Here is a 14044-nt window from a genome sequence, read left to right as displayed (position 1 = left end):
TCCTCAGGCTCCGCCCAGCGCCTCGGTGGCGGCCGACCGCAGGCGGACGGCCAGCTCGGCCTCGGCGCGCTGGTCGGTGGCGACGACGACCACCCGCGGCCCACCGGCGTGCACCGCGTCCCGCAGCTCGGCCGGCGACGACACCCGCTGGGCCGGCCAGCCCAGCGCCTCGGCCACGGCGACCAGGTCGCGGCCGTGCGGCGTCCCGAACACCCGCCGGTAGCCGGACTCGTACCGGGATTGCCCGGGCTCGAGCTGGGCGAAGATGCCGCCGCCGTCGTTGTCCGGGACGACGAGGGTGAGGTCCGGCCGCGGCTCCCCCTCCCCCACCAGCAGCCCCTGGAGGTCGTGCAGGAACGTGAGGTCGCCGAGCAGCGCGAACCCCCGGCGATTTCCGCGGGGATCGCCACGGGAGTGGACTAGGGCCGCCCCGACGGCGGTGGAGACGGTGCCGTCGATGCCGGCGACGCCGCGGTTGGCCAGCACGGTGAGCCCCGCCCGCGGGACGGCCAGCCGGTCGACGTCGCGCACGGGGGTCGACGAGCCGAGGACCAGCAGCGCGCCGTCGGGCAGGCAGGCCACCAGGTCGCGGGCGAGCAGCCCGGCGGTCAACGTGGGGAGCGCGTCGAGCACGCCGTCGACCGCCGTCCCCACCTTGTCCGCGGCCTCGCACCAGGCCTCGCGCCAGGCCGGGTCCGCGGGGGTGCCCGGGGTCGGCAGCCCGCCCACCCAGGTCGTCGAGCGGCCGGCGTCGGGCCAGCGCGGGGCGGCGGACACCGTCTCCACCCGGACGGCGAGGTCGGCCAGGAGCGCCGCCACCGGCCGGGACAGCGTCGGCCGGCCCACGACCAGCACCCGGTCGGGCCGGTGCGCGGCCAGCCAGCCGGGCACCCCGAGCAGCAGCGCGCCGCCGCGCACGGACCTCTGCCACGCACCGCTCGACGGCTCGGCGACGACCGGCCAGCCCTGCGCCGCGGCCAGCTCCGCGGCCGCCCGGCCCAGCGCGGGCGGGGCGTCCCCGACGACGACGAGCGTGCGGGCCGGGCCGGCGTCGGCAGGACCCCTGACAGCCGCGACCGGGCCGTCGGTCCACGGGGCGCCGTCCGGCCGGCCGGACCACGGGCCGGCGGTCCGCACGTCGGCGTCCTCGGGCAGCAGCGGCTCGCGGAACGGCAGGTTGAGGTGCACGGGCCCGGGATCACCGGAGAGCGCACCGCGGGCGGTGAGCAGCGCCTTGGCCACCAGGGACCGCCAGTACCGGTTCTGCGCCTCTTCGCGGCCGGCCTCGGGCACGCCGACGTCGACCGCCGCCCGCACCGCGCCGCCGTAGAGCCCGGGCTGGGCGATGGTCTGGTTGGCGCCGGTGTCACGCAGCTCCGGGGGCCGGTCGGCGGTCAGCGCCAGCAGCGGCACCCCGGCGGCGTCGGCCTCCAGCACGGCGGCGTGCAGGTGCGCCGTCGCCGTCCCGGAGGTGGTGAGCACCGGGACCGGCCGCCCCGACGCCCTGGCCAGGCCGAGGGCGAGGAAGGCCGCCGTCCGCTCGTCGATGCGCACGTGCAGGGTCAGCCGGCCGTCGCGCTCGGCGTCGGTCAGCGCCAGCGCGACCGGCGCCGAGCGGGACCCGGGCGCGACGACGGCGTCGGTGACCCCGCCGCGCACCAGCTCGTCGACGAGCACCCGGGCGAGGGCGGTGGAGGGGTTCACCCGAGCACCGCGTCGAGCCGGGCCCGCCAGCGCGCCTCGACCTCTGGCCCGGCAGCGACGTCGGCCAGCCGGTCGGGCGTCACGGCCCGCACCGGCAGCGCGCCGTCCACCGGCAGGAGGGGGTCGCTGGTGACGTCGCCGCCGAGCAGGGCGACGGTGGCCAGCCCGCAGGCGAAGGGCAGCTCCGGCAGCGCGGCGGCCAGCGCCACCCCTGCGGCGATGCCCACCGACGACTCCAGGGCCGACGACACCACGCACGGCAGGCCGTGCGCCTCGGCCACGCGCAGCGCCGCCCGCACGCCGCCGAGCGGCTGCACCTTGAGGACGACGACGTCGGCCGCCTCGCGCAGGTCCACCCGCAGCGGGTCGGCCGCGCGCCGGACGGCCTCGTCCGCGGCGATCCGGACGTCGATGCGGCGGCGCAGCGCGGCCAGCTCCTCCAGCGACGCGCAGGGCTGCTCGACGTACTCCAGGCCCATCCGGTCCAGCTCGCGGATCCGGGCGGCGGCGGTGTCGACGTCCCAGGCGGCGTTCGCGTCGACCCGGATCGCGCCGTCCGGGCCGAGGGCGTCGCGCACCGCCTCGACGCGGGCGAGGTCGTCGGCGGGCGTGTGGCCGGGCTCGGCGACCTTGACCTTCGCCGTCCGGCAGCCGGAGGCGGCCACGACCGCGTGCGCCCGATCGGCGTCGACGGCAGGCACGGTCACGTTCACCGGCACGCTGTCGCGCACCGGTGCCGGCCAGCCGTCGCAGGCGGCCTCGACCGCCGCGGCCCACCAGCGGCGGCTGTGCGGGAGGTCGTGGTCCCAGAACGGGGAGAACTCCCCCCAGCCGGCCGGGCCCTGCACCAGCACGCCGTCGCGGACGTCGATACCGCGGAAGCGGGTCCGCATCGGCACCGACCAGACCCGCGCCCCGTCGGTGTCGAACACGGCAGCAAGCGTAGACAGGCCCTCCTGCAGGGCCCCGCCACGAGCCCTGTCGGCCCCCTTGCAGGGGCCCGCCGCGAGCTTGCGAGTGACGGGTGGCAAGGGGGTCCTTCAAGGGGGGCAGGAGGGTCCTTACTCTCGGACCTCGTGCCCAGGCACCTCACCCCCGTGCCCGCGCCGGCCGACCCCCTCGTGCTCCTGCCGCAGTTGCGCGCCGCCCTGGACGGCGCGGCGCCGCTCGCCGTGCTGCCCGCCGGGCCACCGATCGCCGTCGCGGCCGCCCGGGCGGTGCTGCGGGCCGACGAGCCGCTGGAGGACGGCGCGGACCTCGTCGTCGTCACCTCCGGGTCGACCGGCGACGGCCGTGGCGTGCTGCTGCCGGCGGCCGCGGTGCGCGCCTCGGCCGAGGCCACGCTGCGCCGGCTCGGCGGCCCCGGCGGCTGGCTGCTCGCGCTGCCGGTCTCGGCCATCGCCGGCCTGCAGGTGCTCTGCCGCTCGATCCTGGGCGGCACCGACCCGACCGTGCTGGCGCCGGGTGAACCGCTGGCCGCCGGCGTCGCCCGCATGCCGCCCGGACGGCGCTACACCGCCCTGGTGCCCACCCAGCTGCGCCGGTACCTCGACGCCGAGCCCGCCGCGCTGCGCGTGTTGGACGCGGTGCTCGTCGGCGGCGCGGCCACGGACCCGGGCCTGCTGGCCCGGGCCCGGTCCCGGGGCGTCGCCGTCGTGACCACCTACGGGATGACCGAGACCGCCGGCGGCTGCGTCTACGACGGCGAGCCGCTGGACGGGGTCCGCGTGCGCGTGCACGACGGGATCGAGTTGGCCGGCCCGGTGCTCGCACTCGGCTACCGGCTCGACCCCGAGGGCACCGCCGCGGCCTTCGCCGACGGCTGGTTCCGCACCCGCGACGCCGGCTCGCTCGACGGGGTGGGCCGGCTGACCGTGCACGGCCGGCTGGACGACGTCGTCGTCACCGGCGGGGTCAACGTCGCGCCGCAGGCCGTGGAGGCCGTGCTGCGGCAGCACCCGGACGTCGCCGACGCCGTCGTCTTCGGCCGGCCGGACGGCGAGTGGGGCCAGCGCGTGGTGGCCGCCGTCGTCCCGGCGCCCGGCGCGGAGCCCGACCTCGCCGCGCTGCGCCCGTGGGTGACCGAGCGGCTGGGCGGGCCCGCCGCGCCGCGGGAGCTGCACCGCATCGCCGCCGTCCCCACCCTGCACACCGGCAAGCCCGACCGCCGCGGCGTGGCGGCGACCCTCCTGGAGGCATGACCGTGGCCACCCCCGCGCAGTGGCTGGCCGGCGCCCGCCCGCGCACGCTGCCCGCCGCCCTCGCCCCCGTGCTGGTGGGTACCGGTGCCGCAGCGGCCCTCGGCGGGTTCCGCCCGCTGACCGCGCTGCTGGCCCTGCTCGTCGCGCTCGCGCTGCAGGTGGCGGTCAACTACGCCAACGACTACTCCGACGGGGTGCGCGGCAGCGACGCGGTCCGGGTGGGGCCGATGCGGCTGGTCGGCTCGGGCGCGGCGAGCCCGCGGCAGGTGCTGGGCGCGGCGCTGGCCTCCTTCGCCGTCGCCGCGCTCGCCGGGCTGGCGCTGGCGGCGCTGTCGAGCTGGTGGCTGGTCGCCGTCGGCGCCGCCTGCATCGCGGCGGCCTGGACCTACACCGGCGGCCCGCTCCCCTACGGCTACCGCGCGCTGGGCGAGGTGTTCGTCTTCGTCTTCTTCGGCCTGGTCGCCGTCGTGGGGACGACGTTCGTGCAGACCGGCTCGGTCGACGGGCTGGCCGTGGCCGCCTCGGTGCCGATCGGCCTGCTGTCGGTGGCGCTGCTGGTGGTGAACAACCTGCGTGACATCGACGGGGACGCCGCCGTCGGCAAGCGCACGCTGGCGGTGCTGCTCGGTGACCGCGGCACCCGGGTGGCGTTCGCGGCGCTGCCGGCGGTGGCGTTCGCGGTCGTCGTCGCCATCGGGGTGGCCCGGCCGTGGGCGCTGCTGGCGCTGCTGGCGGTGCCGCTCGCCGTGCCGCCGGTGCGCACCGTGCTGTCCGGTGGGCGCGGGCCGGCGCTCATCGCCGCGCTGCAGGGCACCGGGCTGCTCACCCTGGTGGCCGGCGTCCTGCTCGGCGCGGGCCTCACGCTCAGCGGCTGACGGAGTGCCTTTCGCGCGCGGAAGGCACTCGGTCGGACGTCAGGCGCCGTCGCCGGTGAGGCGGGCCTCCCGCGCGGCCTTGGCCTGCTGGCGGGCGACGCTGCGTGCCGCGAGGCCCTCGGTGAGCCGCTCGCGCGAGGGGCGCAGCAGCAGGTAGGAGACGGGCATCGACAGCAGCAGCCCGAACAGCGCACCGGACCAGAAGTCCAGGCCCAGCCACCACAGCAGCAGGACCAGCGCGGCGGCGATGGCCAGCCGGCCCACCGTGTAGACGACCAGCCAGGGCGCGATCCTCGGCGGCGCCGCCGGCCCCCCGGTCGGTGCGCCCGGCACCGCCGGCTCAGCCCTCTCCGCCATGACGGCCCTCCCACTTGGTGCTCAACACGACCGTCGTCCGGGTGCGGGCGACGCCTCTGATCCGGTTCAACGCGCTGATGGTGGTCTCCAGTGCCGGGATGTCGGTCACGCGGACCTTCAGCACGTAGGCCTCGCTGCCGGCGACCCGCCAGCAGTCCTCGACCTCGGGCATCGCGGCCAGCGCCTCCTCGATGCCCGTCTCGTCGACCGAGTCGCTCTCGATGACGCCCACCAGCGCGGTGACGCCCAGCCCCACCGCCGCCGGGTCGACGACCGCCCGGTAGCCGGTGATGACCCCGGCGGCCTCCAGCTTGCCGACCCGCTCGTGCACCGCCGGGGACGAGAGACCGACCCGCCGGGCCAGTTCTGCGTAGCTGGCCCGCCCGTTGGCGCGCAGCAGGTCGATCAGCTGCCGGTCGACGGCGTCGATGGCGCACTCCTCTCACCGTGTGCGCGGTCGAGTATCGCCCGCGCACGTACTGTGGAGGACACTCGGGCTGGATCGAGGGGGTGGCCGCGATGGCCTTCGTGGTGGTGCTGGTGGTGGCGGTCGCCGTCGTGGTGCTGGTCCTGCGGGCGGCGGAGAAGGGCGGTCCCGGCGGGATCCGTGCGCCGAGACGGCCGCGGCCGCAGCGCGCCGTCCGACCGGTGGCGCCGGACGACGACCCGGAGTTCCTGCGCGAGCTGGAGCGTCGCACCCGGCGCGACGACGGCTCCCCCGCATAGCCGACACCGGACTCCCCGTACGCCTCGGGCGTCGGGCGGCCCCTCCGCAGGGGCCCCTGCCCTCTCCTGGAGTGCCCTGAGCCGGCGGAGGGCTCGGAGGCGGGGTCCTCTGTCAGGCGGCGCGGAAGAAGCGCCGCCACCCGCGACGCCGCTGCGGCGGGTCGGCGGCCGGCGCGGCCTGCGGGACCTCGTCGGTCATCCCGCCGGGCCAGCCCAGGCCCTCGTGCGTCGCCGGGTCGCCCGGCCAGCCCAGGCCGCTCTCGGTGCCCTCGGCGCGCAGGTCGCCGTGCCGGCCTGCGGGCGCGTCCGCCGGACGCTGCGCGAGCGCGGCGGCGACGACGGGGTGCACGGCGGACCCCTCGAGAGCCGAGTGCCTACCCACGGGGAGCTCCCCTCCGGCGCGACATGGGGGCATGGAAGCACGGCTCCACCCGGCGTGTCACCGACACGCCGCCCGGCGGGGGGACCGGTGTCACCTCGTGGGACGAGCGGGACGGTCCGCTAGTCGAGCCCGCCGTAGCTGTGCAGGCCGGTGGACACCATGTTCACGTAGAGCAGGTTGAACACCATGACGGCCAGGCCGACCACGTTGACCCACGCCGCCGGGCGCCCCCGCCAGCCAGCCGTCGTCCGTGCGTGCAGGTAGCCGGCGTAGACCACCCAGGCGATGAAGGCCCAGGTCTCCTTGGGGTCCCAGCCCCAGTACCGGCCCCAGGCGCTCTCCGCCCAGATGGCCCCGGCGATGACGGCGAAGGTCCAGATCGGGAACCCGAAGACCGCGGTGCGGTGGGCGACCCGGTCCAGCGTGACCGCGCCGGGCAGCCGGGAGAGGAACGAGCCCTCGGCCTCGGCGCCGCGGGCGTCGGACCGCAGCTTCAGCAGGTAGAGCACGCTGGCGATGCCGCTGACGAAGAAGATGCCGAAACCGAGGATCGCCGTGGAGACGTGCACCGCCAGCCAGCTCGAGCGCAGCGCCGCGACCAGCGGCCCGGTCTCGGTGTAGAGGAACAGGCCGGTCGCGACCAGGGCCAGCACGACCGGCGCGAGCACGAAGGCGCCGATGTCGCGGAGGACGGGCAGGCGGACGGCCAGCACGAGGTAGACGACCACGCCCACCAGCACCACCGCGGTGGCGAACTCGTACATGTTGCCCCACGGCAGCCGGTCGGCCGCCATCCCGCGGGTGACCAGCACGGCGGCGTGCACGACCGCGCCGAGGACGGTGAACGCGAGCCCCGCCAGCCCCCACCGGTGGGTGCGCGCCGGCGCCGGAGGCGCCTCGGCGGCGCCGCCACCGCCGGCCGGGACCAGCTGCTGGGCCGGGCGCCTGCCGAACGCGAGCTGCGCGGAGAACGCCACGACGGCGACCGAGTAGAGCGCGACGGCGATCGAGAACAGCGTGTCCGACAGCTCGGCCAGCGACGGGTCAACGGTCACGCGGGGGGACCTCCGGTTCCGGTGCGGCCCCGCCGGACGGCGGGGCGGAGGGGGCCGGGGACCGCTCGTCGAGCGCGGCCCGCAGCCGCCCGGTCAGCTCGGCGAAGGACGTGGCGCTGTCGCCGCCGCCCCGCGTCAGCGAACCGACCGAGAGCACGGTACCGCCGCCGTCGGGGGACGGGCCGACACGGGCGAAGCAGCGCTCCCGACGCAGCAGGAGCAGCGCGAGGAGGCCGGCGAGCAGGGCCACGGACGCGCCGAGCACCCACACCTGCCCGGGGTCGTGCGAGAACTGCAGCGCCGCGAACTGGTCGACGCCGGTGAAGGTGATCGCCGTCCCGTCGGGGAGGGTGAGCGTCTCGCCGACCGCCAGGTTGGCCCGCCCCACCTCGGTGAGGCGACCGCGCTCGATCTGGCTGGCGTCGAGGGAGTAGACCGACTGCGGCAGGCCCGAGTCCAGGCCGAGGTAGCCCTGGTAGGCCAGGATCGCCACCTGCGGGTTGAGCGGCCGCGGGTCGATCGAGGTCAGGACGCCGCCCTGCATCAGCCCGGTCGGTGCGAAGAAGCCCTCGAGGGCCAGCTGGTCCTCCACGCTGGCGCCGAGGTCGGGCAGCTTGAGCGCCCCTTCACTGGACATGGTCGCCTGGTCCGAGGGCAGGAACGGCGCCGAGACGTCGGTGAACGCCGTCCCGTCGGGGAGGGTGACGGTGAACCGGGGCGCGTAGCCGTGGCCGGTGACGTACACCCGGTCGCCGTCGACCCGGAGCGGGTCGTTGACGCCGATCGTCGTCGGCCGGCCCTCCTCGCCCGGCCCGCCGTAGCGGATGTCGGCCGTGAAGGAGGCCGCGGTCAGGTCCTCCTCGTACTCGGCGCGGAAGTCCTCGAGGTCGACGCAGAGGGGGGTGAGGTCCGCGCCGTCGACCAGCGCACCGGAACGGTACGTGTCGTACTGCTGGAACGAGTTGCAGAAGCCCTGCCCCTCGGTGACCAGGATGCTGCCCTCGTAGCCCCAGAGCCTGCCGCCGGCCAGCCCGAGCAGCAGCGCCACCAGGGACAGGTGGAACAGCAGGTTGCCGGTCTCCTTCCAGGAGCCCTTCTCGGCGGAGAGTTCGGGGCCGGCACCCGTCTCGCGGCGGACGACGCGGAAGCGGCGCACCCGCAGCTCCTCCTCGACCACGTCGAGGGCGGCGGAGCCGGACAGCGGGGTGGCGAGCTCGGCGGAGTCGGGCAGCCGCAGCAGCCGGCGCGGCGCCGGCGGCGGTGCGGCGCGCAGCGCGCGCACGTGCTCGACCAGCCGCGGGACGACGCAGCCGATGAGCGAGACGAACAGCAGCAGGTACACCGCGGAGAACCACGGCGAGCTGAAGACGTCGAAGGCGTACAGCCGGTCGAGCACCGGCGCCAGCGTCGGGTGGTCGGCGAAGTACTGCCGGACGGCGTTCTGGTTCAACGAGCGCTGCGGCAGCAGCGACCCGGGGATCGCCGCCAGCGCCAGCAGGAACAGCAGGATGATCGCCGTCCGCATGGCGGTCAGCCGGCGCCACCAGCGCAGCCACAGGCCCCGGGCGCGGGCACCGAGCGACGGACGGGCCGGCGGTGGCGGAGCGGGCGCGGGCCGCGGCGGGGCAGCGATGGTCACGTCGGCTCCTCGCTGGCGCTCGTCGCCGCCGCGCCCACTGGTGCCGTGCCCATCGGCGACCTCGCCAGCTCGGTCACAGGACGCTCTCCGCGAGGCCGTTCGCGGCCAGCCAGCCCTGCAGCCAGCGCATCATCTCGGTCCACGCGCCGGTGACCAGCAGCAGCCCGACGACCACGAGGACGGCGCCGCCGAACCGGGTGACCGCCCGCGCGTGCCGGCGCAGGAACGACGTGGCGCCCATGGCCCAGCGGGCGCCGAGCGCGACCAGCACGAACGGCACGCCCAGGCCCAGGCAGTAGGCCAGCCCGAGCAGCGCGCCGCGGCCGGCGGTGGCCTGCTGGAAGGCGAGGTTCTGCACCGCGGCGAGCGTCGGGCCCAGGCACGGCGTCCAGCCCAGCCCGAAGACGACGCCGAGCAGCGGCGCGCCGGCCAGCCCGGTCGCCGGGCGGAAGGCCACCCGCTTGGTGCGCTGCAGCAGCGGCAGCCAGCCGAGGAAGCCCAGCCCGACCAGGACGGTGACGACGCCGAGCACGCGGGTGATCTCGTCGTTGTACTGGAGCAGCAGCCGACCGAGGCCGCCGACGGCGGTGCTGATGGTGACGAAGACGGCGGTGAAGCCGAGCACGAACAGGACCGCGCCGAGCACCATCCGCCCGCGGGGCGAGCGCTCGTCGGTGCGGACCGCCGTGGCCGCGGCGCCGCCGGCCGCGACCATCGACGGGGCCGCCGTCCGGGCGCCGGAGCCGACCAGCCCGGTGACGTAGGACAGGTAGCCGGGCACCAGCGGGAGGACGCACGGCGAGGCGAAGCTGACGAGCCCGACCAGCGCGGCGACCGCGGCGGCCACCAGCAGCGGGCCGTCGGTGACCAGGCCGCTGAAGGTCTCCCCCATCAGCCCTCCTCGGCCAGCAGCATGTCCAGCACCGCGCGCAGGTCGTCCTGGGCGACCGCGCCGGTGTAGACGGCGGCCACCCGGCCCTGCGCGTCGAGCACGATGGTGGACGGGATCGCGTTGGCCGGGTAGTCCCGGAACGCCAGCGCCACCTCGCCGCGCGGGTCGTGCAGCGAGGGGAACTCGATGCCGAAGCTGTCCTCGAAGGCGCGGGCCAGCTGGTCGGTGTCCTTGACGTTGACGCCGAGGAACTGCACGCCCCGGTCCCGCACCTCGGCGTAGACCTCCTGGAACTCCGGCGACTCCACCCGGCAGGGCGCGCACCAGGAACCCCAGAAGTTGAGCACCGCGATCTCGCCGTCGAGCTCGCCGGAGTCGAACTCCCCGCCGTCGAGCAGGGTGCCGGAGAACTCCGGCGCCGCGGCGCGCTCGTCGGGCGGGATGACCTCGCCGGCCGGGGTGCCCGCGACGAAGCGGAACTCGCCCCCGTTGTTGACGTCGACCGCGTTGGCCCCCGTGGAGCAGCCCGCGAGGAGCAGCACGCCCGCGAGCGCGCCGACCAGTCGCCGCCTCATGCCCCGGGCACCGCGTCCGGCGGCGTGGACCCCGCGGGCTCGGCGTAGGACAGGCCCACGACGTGGTCACCGTCGTAGGTGATCGAGGTGACGCTGGCCAGCCCGCACTGCCGGCGGCGCGGGTCGTGGGCGTAGCGGCGTCCCTCGAGGTGCAGTCGCAGGGTCCAGATCGGCAGCTGGTGGCTGACGCAGACCGCCGCGGCGCCGCGGGCGGCGTCCCGGGCGGCCTCGACGGCGGCCAGCATCCGCGCGGCGATCTCGACGTAGGGCTCGCCCCACGAGGGGCGCATCGGGTTGCGCAGCTTCCACCAGTGCTGGGGCGAGCGCAGCGCGCCGTCCCCCACGCCGACCCGCAGCCCCTCGAAGGCGTTGCCGGCCTCGATGAGCCGGTCGTCGACCTCGATGGGCAGGTCCAGCTTGCCGGCGATCGGCGCGGCGGTCTGCCGCGCGCGCTCGAGCGGGCTGGAGACGACGTGGGTGAGGCCCTTCCCGCCGAGCCACTCCGCGGCGGCGAGCGCCATCGCCTCGCCGGTCTCCGACAGCCGGTAGCCCGGCAGCCGGCCGTAGAGCACCTTCTCGGGGTTGAACACCTCGCCGTGGCGCAGCAGGTGGACGACGGTGGTCTCGGCCATCAGGTGCTCATCCCGGTGCTGGCGTCGGCCGGCTCCTCGGCCGGCGGGGCGGACGACGGGTCGACGGCCGCGGCGGCGCGGGCGGCCGCCGGGAGGGCGTCGAGCACCCGCTCGACGGCCTCGTCGTCGAGCGCGGCGCTGACGAACCACGACTCGAAGGCCGACGGCGGCAGGTAGACGCCGCGAGCCAGCATCGCGTGGAAGAAGGCGGTGTAGCGGGCGGCGTCCTGCGAGCGGGCGTCGTCGTAGTCGCGCACGGTGCGCTCGTCGGGGACGAAGAACACCGAGAACATCGAGCCGGCCTGCTGGACACGGTGCGGGACGCCGGCGGCGAACAGCGCGGCGCTGGTCGCCCCCCGGAGCGTGACGGCCACCTGGTCGCAGCGCGCGTAGACCGCGGCGGTGCAGTGCCGCAGCGTGGTCAGGCCCGCGGCGACCGCGACCGGGTTCCCCGACAGCGTGCCGGCCTGGTAGACCGGCCCGGCCGGGGCCAGGTGCTGCATGAGGTCGGCGCGGCCGCCGAAGGCCGCGGCCGGCAGCCCGCCGCCCATGACCTTGCCGAAGGTCATCAGGTCGGCGTCCACGGGGTCCAGGCCGTACCAGCCGGAGCGGGAGACGCGGAACCCCGTCATGACCTCGTCGACGATCAGCAGCGCACCGTGCGCGGCGGTGATCCGGCGCAGTGCCTGGTTGAAGCCGTCCAGCGGGGGGACGACGCCCATGTTGCCGACGGCGGCCTCGGTGATGACCGCGGCGATCTCGCTGCCCCGCTCGGCGAAGACGGCCTCGACCGCGGCCGCGTCGTTGTAGGGCAGGACGACGGTGTCGGCGGCGGCGCCGCTGGTGACGCCGGGGGTGTCGGGCAGGCCGAGGGTGGCCACGCCCGAGCCGGCCGAGGCCAGCAGCGCGTCGACGTGCCCGTGGTAGCAGCCGGCGAACTTGACGACCAGCCGGCGGCCGGTGACGCCACGGGCCAGCCGGACCGCGGAGAGCACCGCCTCGGTGCCGGAGTTGACCAGCCGGACCTGCTCCACCGGGGGCATCCGCCGGACGATCTCCTCCGCCAGCTCGACCTCGCCCTCGGTGGGGGCGCCGAAGGTCAGGCCGCGGCGAGCGGCGGCGGTGACCGCCTCGACGACCGCCGGGTGGGCGTGGCCGAGGATCAGCGGCCCCCAGGAGGAGACGAGGTCGACGTAGCGGCGGCCGTCGGCGTCGGTGAGGTAGGCGCCCTGGCCCTGCGCCATGAAGCGGGGGGTGCCGCCCACCGCGCCGAAGGCGCGCACCGGGGAGTTCACCCCGCCGGGGGTGACCCGCTGCGCGCGGCCGAACAGGTCGGCCGACGCGGGGGCCTCGTAGGCGTACGGGGGGCTGTCCAGCGAGGTCACCAGCCCAGTGTCCCCTGCCTCCCCGACGGGCCGCCGGGGACGTCCGACACGGCCGCGAGCAGGGCGCGCGACAGGGCCGCCGGATCGCGGGTGGGCACCAGCACGGTGCGCCCGTCCGTCGTCCGCAGCGGCAGCCCGGAGCGGCCGCGGGGCAGCGACCACCCGCCGCCGAGCACCGGGGCGCCGGCGTCCACCCCCGCCGTCCCGGCGCCGACCGCGCGCAGGTGCGCGGCGTCGACGTCACCGAGCGGCACCCGCTCGGGACCGACCGACAGCGCCGGGTCGTCGCCGGCGGCATCGACCCGGACGGTCCAGGCGCGGTGGGCGGAGACGACGCCGGCCGCCACCACGCCCAGGACCGTGACCACGGCCAGGATCCACACGAGCGGCGGCAGGTCGGCGCCGGGCAGGACGGCGGTCAGGACGACGACGAGCCCGAGGACCCCGGCGACCAGCCAGAACGGCCGCCAGGAGCCCCCGGGCTCTCGGTACGTCGTCACCGGAGCCAGCGCGCCGCCTCCACCGCCCAGTAGGTGAGCACGGTGCCCGCGCCCGCCCGCCGGATGGCCGTCAGCGTCTCCAGGACCGCGCGCTGCCGGTCCACCCAGCCGTTCGCGGCGGCCGCCTCGACCATCGCGTACTCGCCGCTGACCTGGTAGGCGCTGACGGGGACGTCGACGGCGTCGGCGACCCGGGCCACGATGTCCAGGTAGGGCAGCGCCGGCTTGACCATGACCGCGTCGGCGCCCTCGGCGAGGTCCTGCGCCACCTCGCGCAGCGCCTCGTCGGCGTTGGGCGGGTCCATCTGGTAGGTCGAGCGGTCGCCGAACTGCGGCGCACCCTCGGCCGCCTCCCGGAACGGGCCGTAGAAGCCGGAGGCGTACTTGGCGGCGTAGGCCAGGATCGGCGTCTCCTGGAAGGCGGCGCCGTCCAGCGCGCGGCGGATCGCCGCGACCTGGCCGTCCATCATCCCGCTGGGGGCGATGACGTGGGCGCCGGCCTGGGCCTGGGCGATCGCGACCGAGGCGTAGCGGTCCAGCGTCGGGTCGTTGTCGACGACGCCGGCCGGGGTGACCAGCCCGCAGTGCCCGTGGTCGGTATACTCGCACAGGCACAGGTCGGCCATGAGCACCAGCTCGTCGCCGAGGTCGGCGCGCAGCTGCTGCAGGGCGACGTTGACGATGCCGTCGGCGGCGTCGGCCTGCGAACCGACCGGGTCCTTCTCGGCGGGGATGCCGAAGAGGACCAGCCCGCCGATGCCGGCCTCGGCCGCCTCGTGCGCGGCCTTCCGCAACGAGTCGGTCGTGTGCTGGACGACCCCGGGCATCGAGCTGATCGGCACCGGCTCGTCGATGCCCTGCTTGACGAACACCGGCAGCACGAGGTCGGCCGGGGCCAGCCGCGTCTGGGCGGTGAGCCGCCGCAGCGCGGGCGTCGACCGCAGCCGGCGCCCGCGCGCGAACCCGGCGGTCACGGGCGGAGGGGGGGGGGGGGGGGGGGGGGGGGGGGGGGGGGGGGGGGGGCGGGGGGGGCGGCGGGGGGGGGGGGGGGGGGGGGGTGGGGGGGGGGGGGGGGGGGGGGGGGGGGGGGGGGGGGGGGGGGGGGGGCGGGCGCGGGCCCC

At 76.8% G+C, this 14044-nt stretch carries 16 protein-coding genes and 1 pseudogene; 3 read left to right on the top strand and 14 right to left on the bottom strand.

What is annotated here, in order from left to right; translation table 11 throughout:
- Positions 1-3: 3 nt before the first annotated feature.
- Together menD and ACI78Z_RS13775 are read right to left on the bottom strand one after the other, a co-directional pair.
- Positions 4-1704 (bottom strand): 2-succinyl-5-enolpyruvyl-6-hydroxy-3-cyclohexene-1-carboxylic-acid synthase, encoded by a 1701-nt coding sequence (menD, locus tag ACI78Z_RS13780; RefSeq protein ID WP_457037107.1) that lies wholly within the window; start codon positions 1702-1704, stop codon positions 4-6.
- Positions 1701-2636: an o-succinylbenzoate synthase gene (locus ACI78Z_RS13775; protein WP_457037106.1), complete on the bottom strand. Its 936-nt coding sequence runs from the start codon at positions 2634-2636 to the stop codon at positions 1701-1703. The genes menD and ACI78Z_RS13775 overlap by 4 nt, the downstream gene beginning before the upstream one ends.
- A 144-nt stretch (positions 2637-2780) precedes the next feature.
- Here ACI78Z_RS13775 and menE point away from each other — a divergent pair, with 144 nt between their 5' ends.
- Both menE and ACI78Z_RS13765 read left to right on the top strand, forming a co-directional pair.
- Positions 2781-3905, top strand: coding sequence for an o-succinylbenzoate--CoA ligase (menE, locus tag ACI78Z_RS13770; RefSeq protein ID WP_457037105.1), 1125 nt, complete (start codon positions 2781-2783; stop codon positions 3903-3905).
- Complete coding sequence (locus ACI78Z_RS13765) at positions 3902-4780, top strand: 1,4-dihydroxy-2-naphthoate polyprenyltransferase (protein ID WP_457037104.1); 879 nt, start codon at positions 3902-3904, stop codon at positions 4778-4780. Before menE ends, ACI78Z_RS13765 begins: the two co-directional genes overlap by 4 nt.
- Positions 4781-4819: 39 nt before the next feature.
- Here ACI78Z_RS13765 and ACI78Z_RS13760 read toward each other — a convergent pair whose 3' ends face one another.
- The 3 genes and pseudogenes from ACI78Z_RS13760 to ACI78Z_RS13750 all read right to left on the bottom strand — a co-directional run.
- On the bottom strand, positions 4820-5137 hold the full coding sequence (locus ACI78Z_RS13760; RefSeq protein WP_457037103.1) for a DUF4229 domain-containing protein: 318 nt from the start codon (positions 5135-5137) through the stop codon (positions 4820-4822).
- Positions 5121-5468 carry an Lrp/AsnC family transcriptional regulator gene (locus ACI78Z_RS13755; RefSeq protein WP_457037102.1) on the bottom strand — a complete coding sequence of 116 codons (348 nt, stop codon included), beginning with the start codon at positions 5466-5468 and terminating at the stop codon, positions 5121-5123. Before ACI78Z_RS13755 ends, ACI78Z_RS13760 begins: the two co-directional genes overlap by 17 nt.
- Positions 5469-5483: 15 nt before the next feature.
- A pseudogene (locus ACI78Z_RS13750) lies at positions 5484-5534 on the bottom strand (AsnC family transcriptional regulator); the annotation flags it as partial.
- 122 nt (positions 5535-5656) lie between these two features.
- On the opposite strand from ACI78Z_RS13750, the gene ACI78Z_RS13745 reads away from it, so the two are divergent.
- Positions 5657-5863, top strand: a complete 207-nt coding sequence (locus ACI78Z_RS13745) for a hypothetical protein (RefSeq protein WP_457037101.1) — start codon at positions 5657-5659, stop codon at positions 5861-5863.
- 112 nt (positions 5864-5975) lie between these two features.
- Here ACI78Z_RS13745 and ACI78Z_RS13740 read toward each other — a convergent pair whose 3' ends face one another.
- The 9 genes from ACI78Z_RS13740 to hemB all read right to left on the bottom strand — a co-directional run bounded on the left by ACI78Z_RS13740 (position 5976) and on the right by hemB (position 13897).
- The gene (locus tag ACI78Z_RS13740; RefSeq protein ID WP_457037100.1) at positions 5976-6212 is read right to left on the bottom strand and encodes a hypothetical protein; all 237 of its coding nucleotides are present in this window, start codon (positions 6210-6212) and stop codon (positions 5976-5978) included.
- 152 nt (positions 6213-6364) lie between these two features.
- Positions 6365-7300, bottom strand: coding sequence for a c-type cytochrome biogenesis protein CcsB (gene ccsB / locus ACI78Z_RS13735; protein ID WP_457037099.1), 936 nt, complete (start codon positions 7298-7300; stop codon positions 6365-6367).
- On the bottom strand, positions 7290-8939 hold the full coding sequence (gene resB, locus ACI78Z_RS13730; protein WP_457037098.1) for a cytochrome c biogenesis protein ResB: 1650 nt from the start codon (positions 8937-8939) through the stop codon (positions 7290-7292). Before resB ends, ccsB begins: the two co-directional genes overlap by 11 nt.
- Positions 8940-9012: 73 nt before the next feature.
- A complete protein-coding gene (locus ACI78Z_RS13725; protein WP_457037097.1) occupies positions 9013-9831 on the bottom strand; it encodes a cytochrome c biogenesis CcdA family protein in 819 nt (272 codons plus the stop codon).
- Positions 9831-10406 carry a redoxin domain-containing protein gene (locus tag ACI78Z_RS13720; RefSeq protein ID WP_457037096.1) on the bottom strand — a complete coding sequence of 192 codons (576 nt, stop codon included), beginning with the start codon at positions 10404-10406 and terminating at the stop codon, positions 9831-9833. Before ACI78Z_RS13720 ends, ACI78Z_RS13725 begins: the two co-directional genes overlap by 1 nt.
- Positions 10403-11038: a histidine phosphatase family protein gene (locus ACI78Z_RS13715; protein ID WP_457037095.1), complete on the bottom strand. Its 636-nt coding sequence runs from the start codon at positions 11036-11038 to the stop codon at positions 10403-10405. Before ACI78Z_RS13715 ends, ACI78Z_RS13720 begins: the two co-directional genes overlap by 4 nt.
- The gene (gene hemL / locus ACI78Z_RS13710) at positions 11038-12423 is read right to left on the bottom strand and encodes a glutamate-1-semialdehyde 2,1-aminomutase (RefSeq protein WP_457037094.1); all 1386 of its coding nucleotides are present in this window, start codon (positions 12421-12423) and stop codon (positions 11038-11040) included. Before hemL ends, ACI78Z_RS13715 begins: the two co-directional genes overlap by 1 nt.
- Positions 12420-12923: a hypothetical protein gene (locus ACI78Z_RS13705; protein WP_457037093.1), complete on the bottom strand. Its 504-nt coding sequence runs from the start codon at positions 12921-12923 to the stop codon at positions 12420-12422. The genes hemL and ACI78Z_RS13705 overlap by 4 nt, the downstream gene beginning before the upstream one ends.
- Positions 12920-13897, bottom strand: coding sequence for a porphobilinogen synthase (gene hemB / locus ACI78Z_RS13700; protein WP_457037092.1), 978 nt, complete (start codon positions 13895-13897; stop codon positions 12920-12922). The genes ACI78Z_RS13705 and hemB overlap by 4 nt, the downstream gene beginning before the upstream one ends.
- Positions 13898-14044: the final 147 nt, after the last annotated feature.

The sequence above is a fragment of the Geodermatophilus sp. SYSU D01176 genome (assembly GCF_054050015.1).
This window is presented reverse-complemented; position numbering and strand designations above follow the sequence as displayed.

Bases quoted from the DNA above. Each gene is read 5' to 3' on its own strand.
- ACI78Z_RS13765 (WP_457037104.1), top strand. From the start codon at position 3,902: ATGACCGTGGCCACCCCCGCGCAGTGGCTGGCCGGCGCCCGCCCGCGC.
- ACI78Z_RS13715 (WP_457037095.1), bottom strand. From the start codon at position 11,038: ATGGCCGAGACCACCGTCGTCCACCTGCTGCGCCACGGCGAGGTGTTC.
- ACI78Z_RS13725 (WP_457037097.1), bottom strand. From the start codon at position 9,831: ATGGGGGAGACCTTCAGCGGCCTGGTCACCGACGGCCCGCTGCTGGTG.
- ACI78Z_RS13760 (WP_457037103.1), bottom strand. From the start codon at position 5,137: ATGGCGGAGAGGGCTGAGCCGGCGGTGCCGGGCGCACCGACCGGGGGG.
- ACI78Z_RS13720 (WP_457037096.1), bottom strand. From the start codon at position 10,406: ATGAGGCGGCGACTGGTCGGCGCGCTCGCGGGCGTGCTGCTCCTCGCG.
- ACI78Z_RS13745 (WP_457037101.1), top strand. From the start codon at position 5,657: ATGGCCTTCGTGGTGGTGCTGGTGGTGGCGGTCGCCGTCGTGGTGCTG.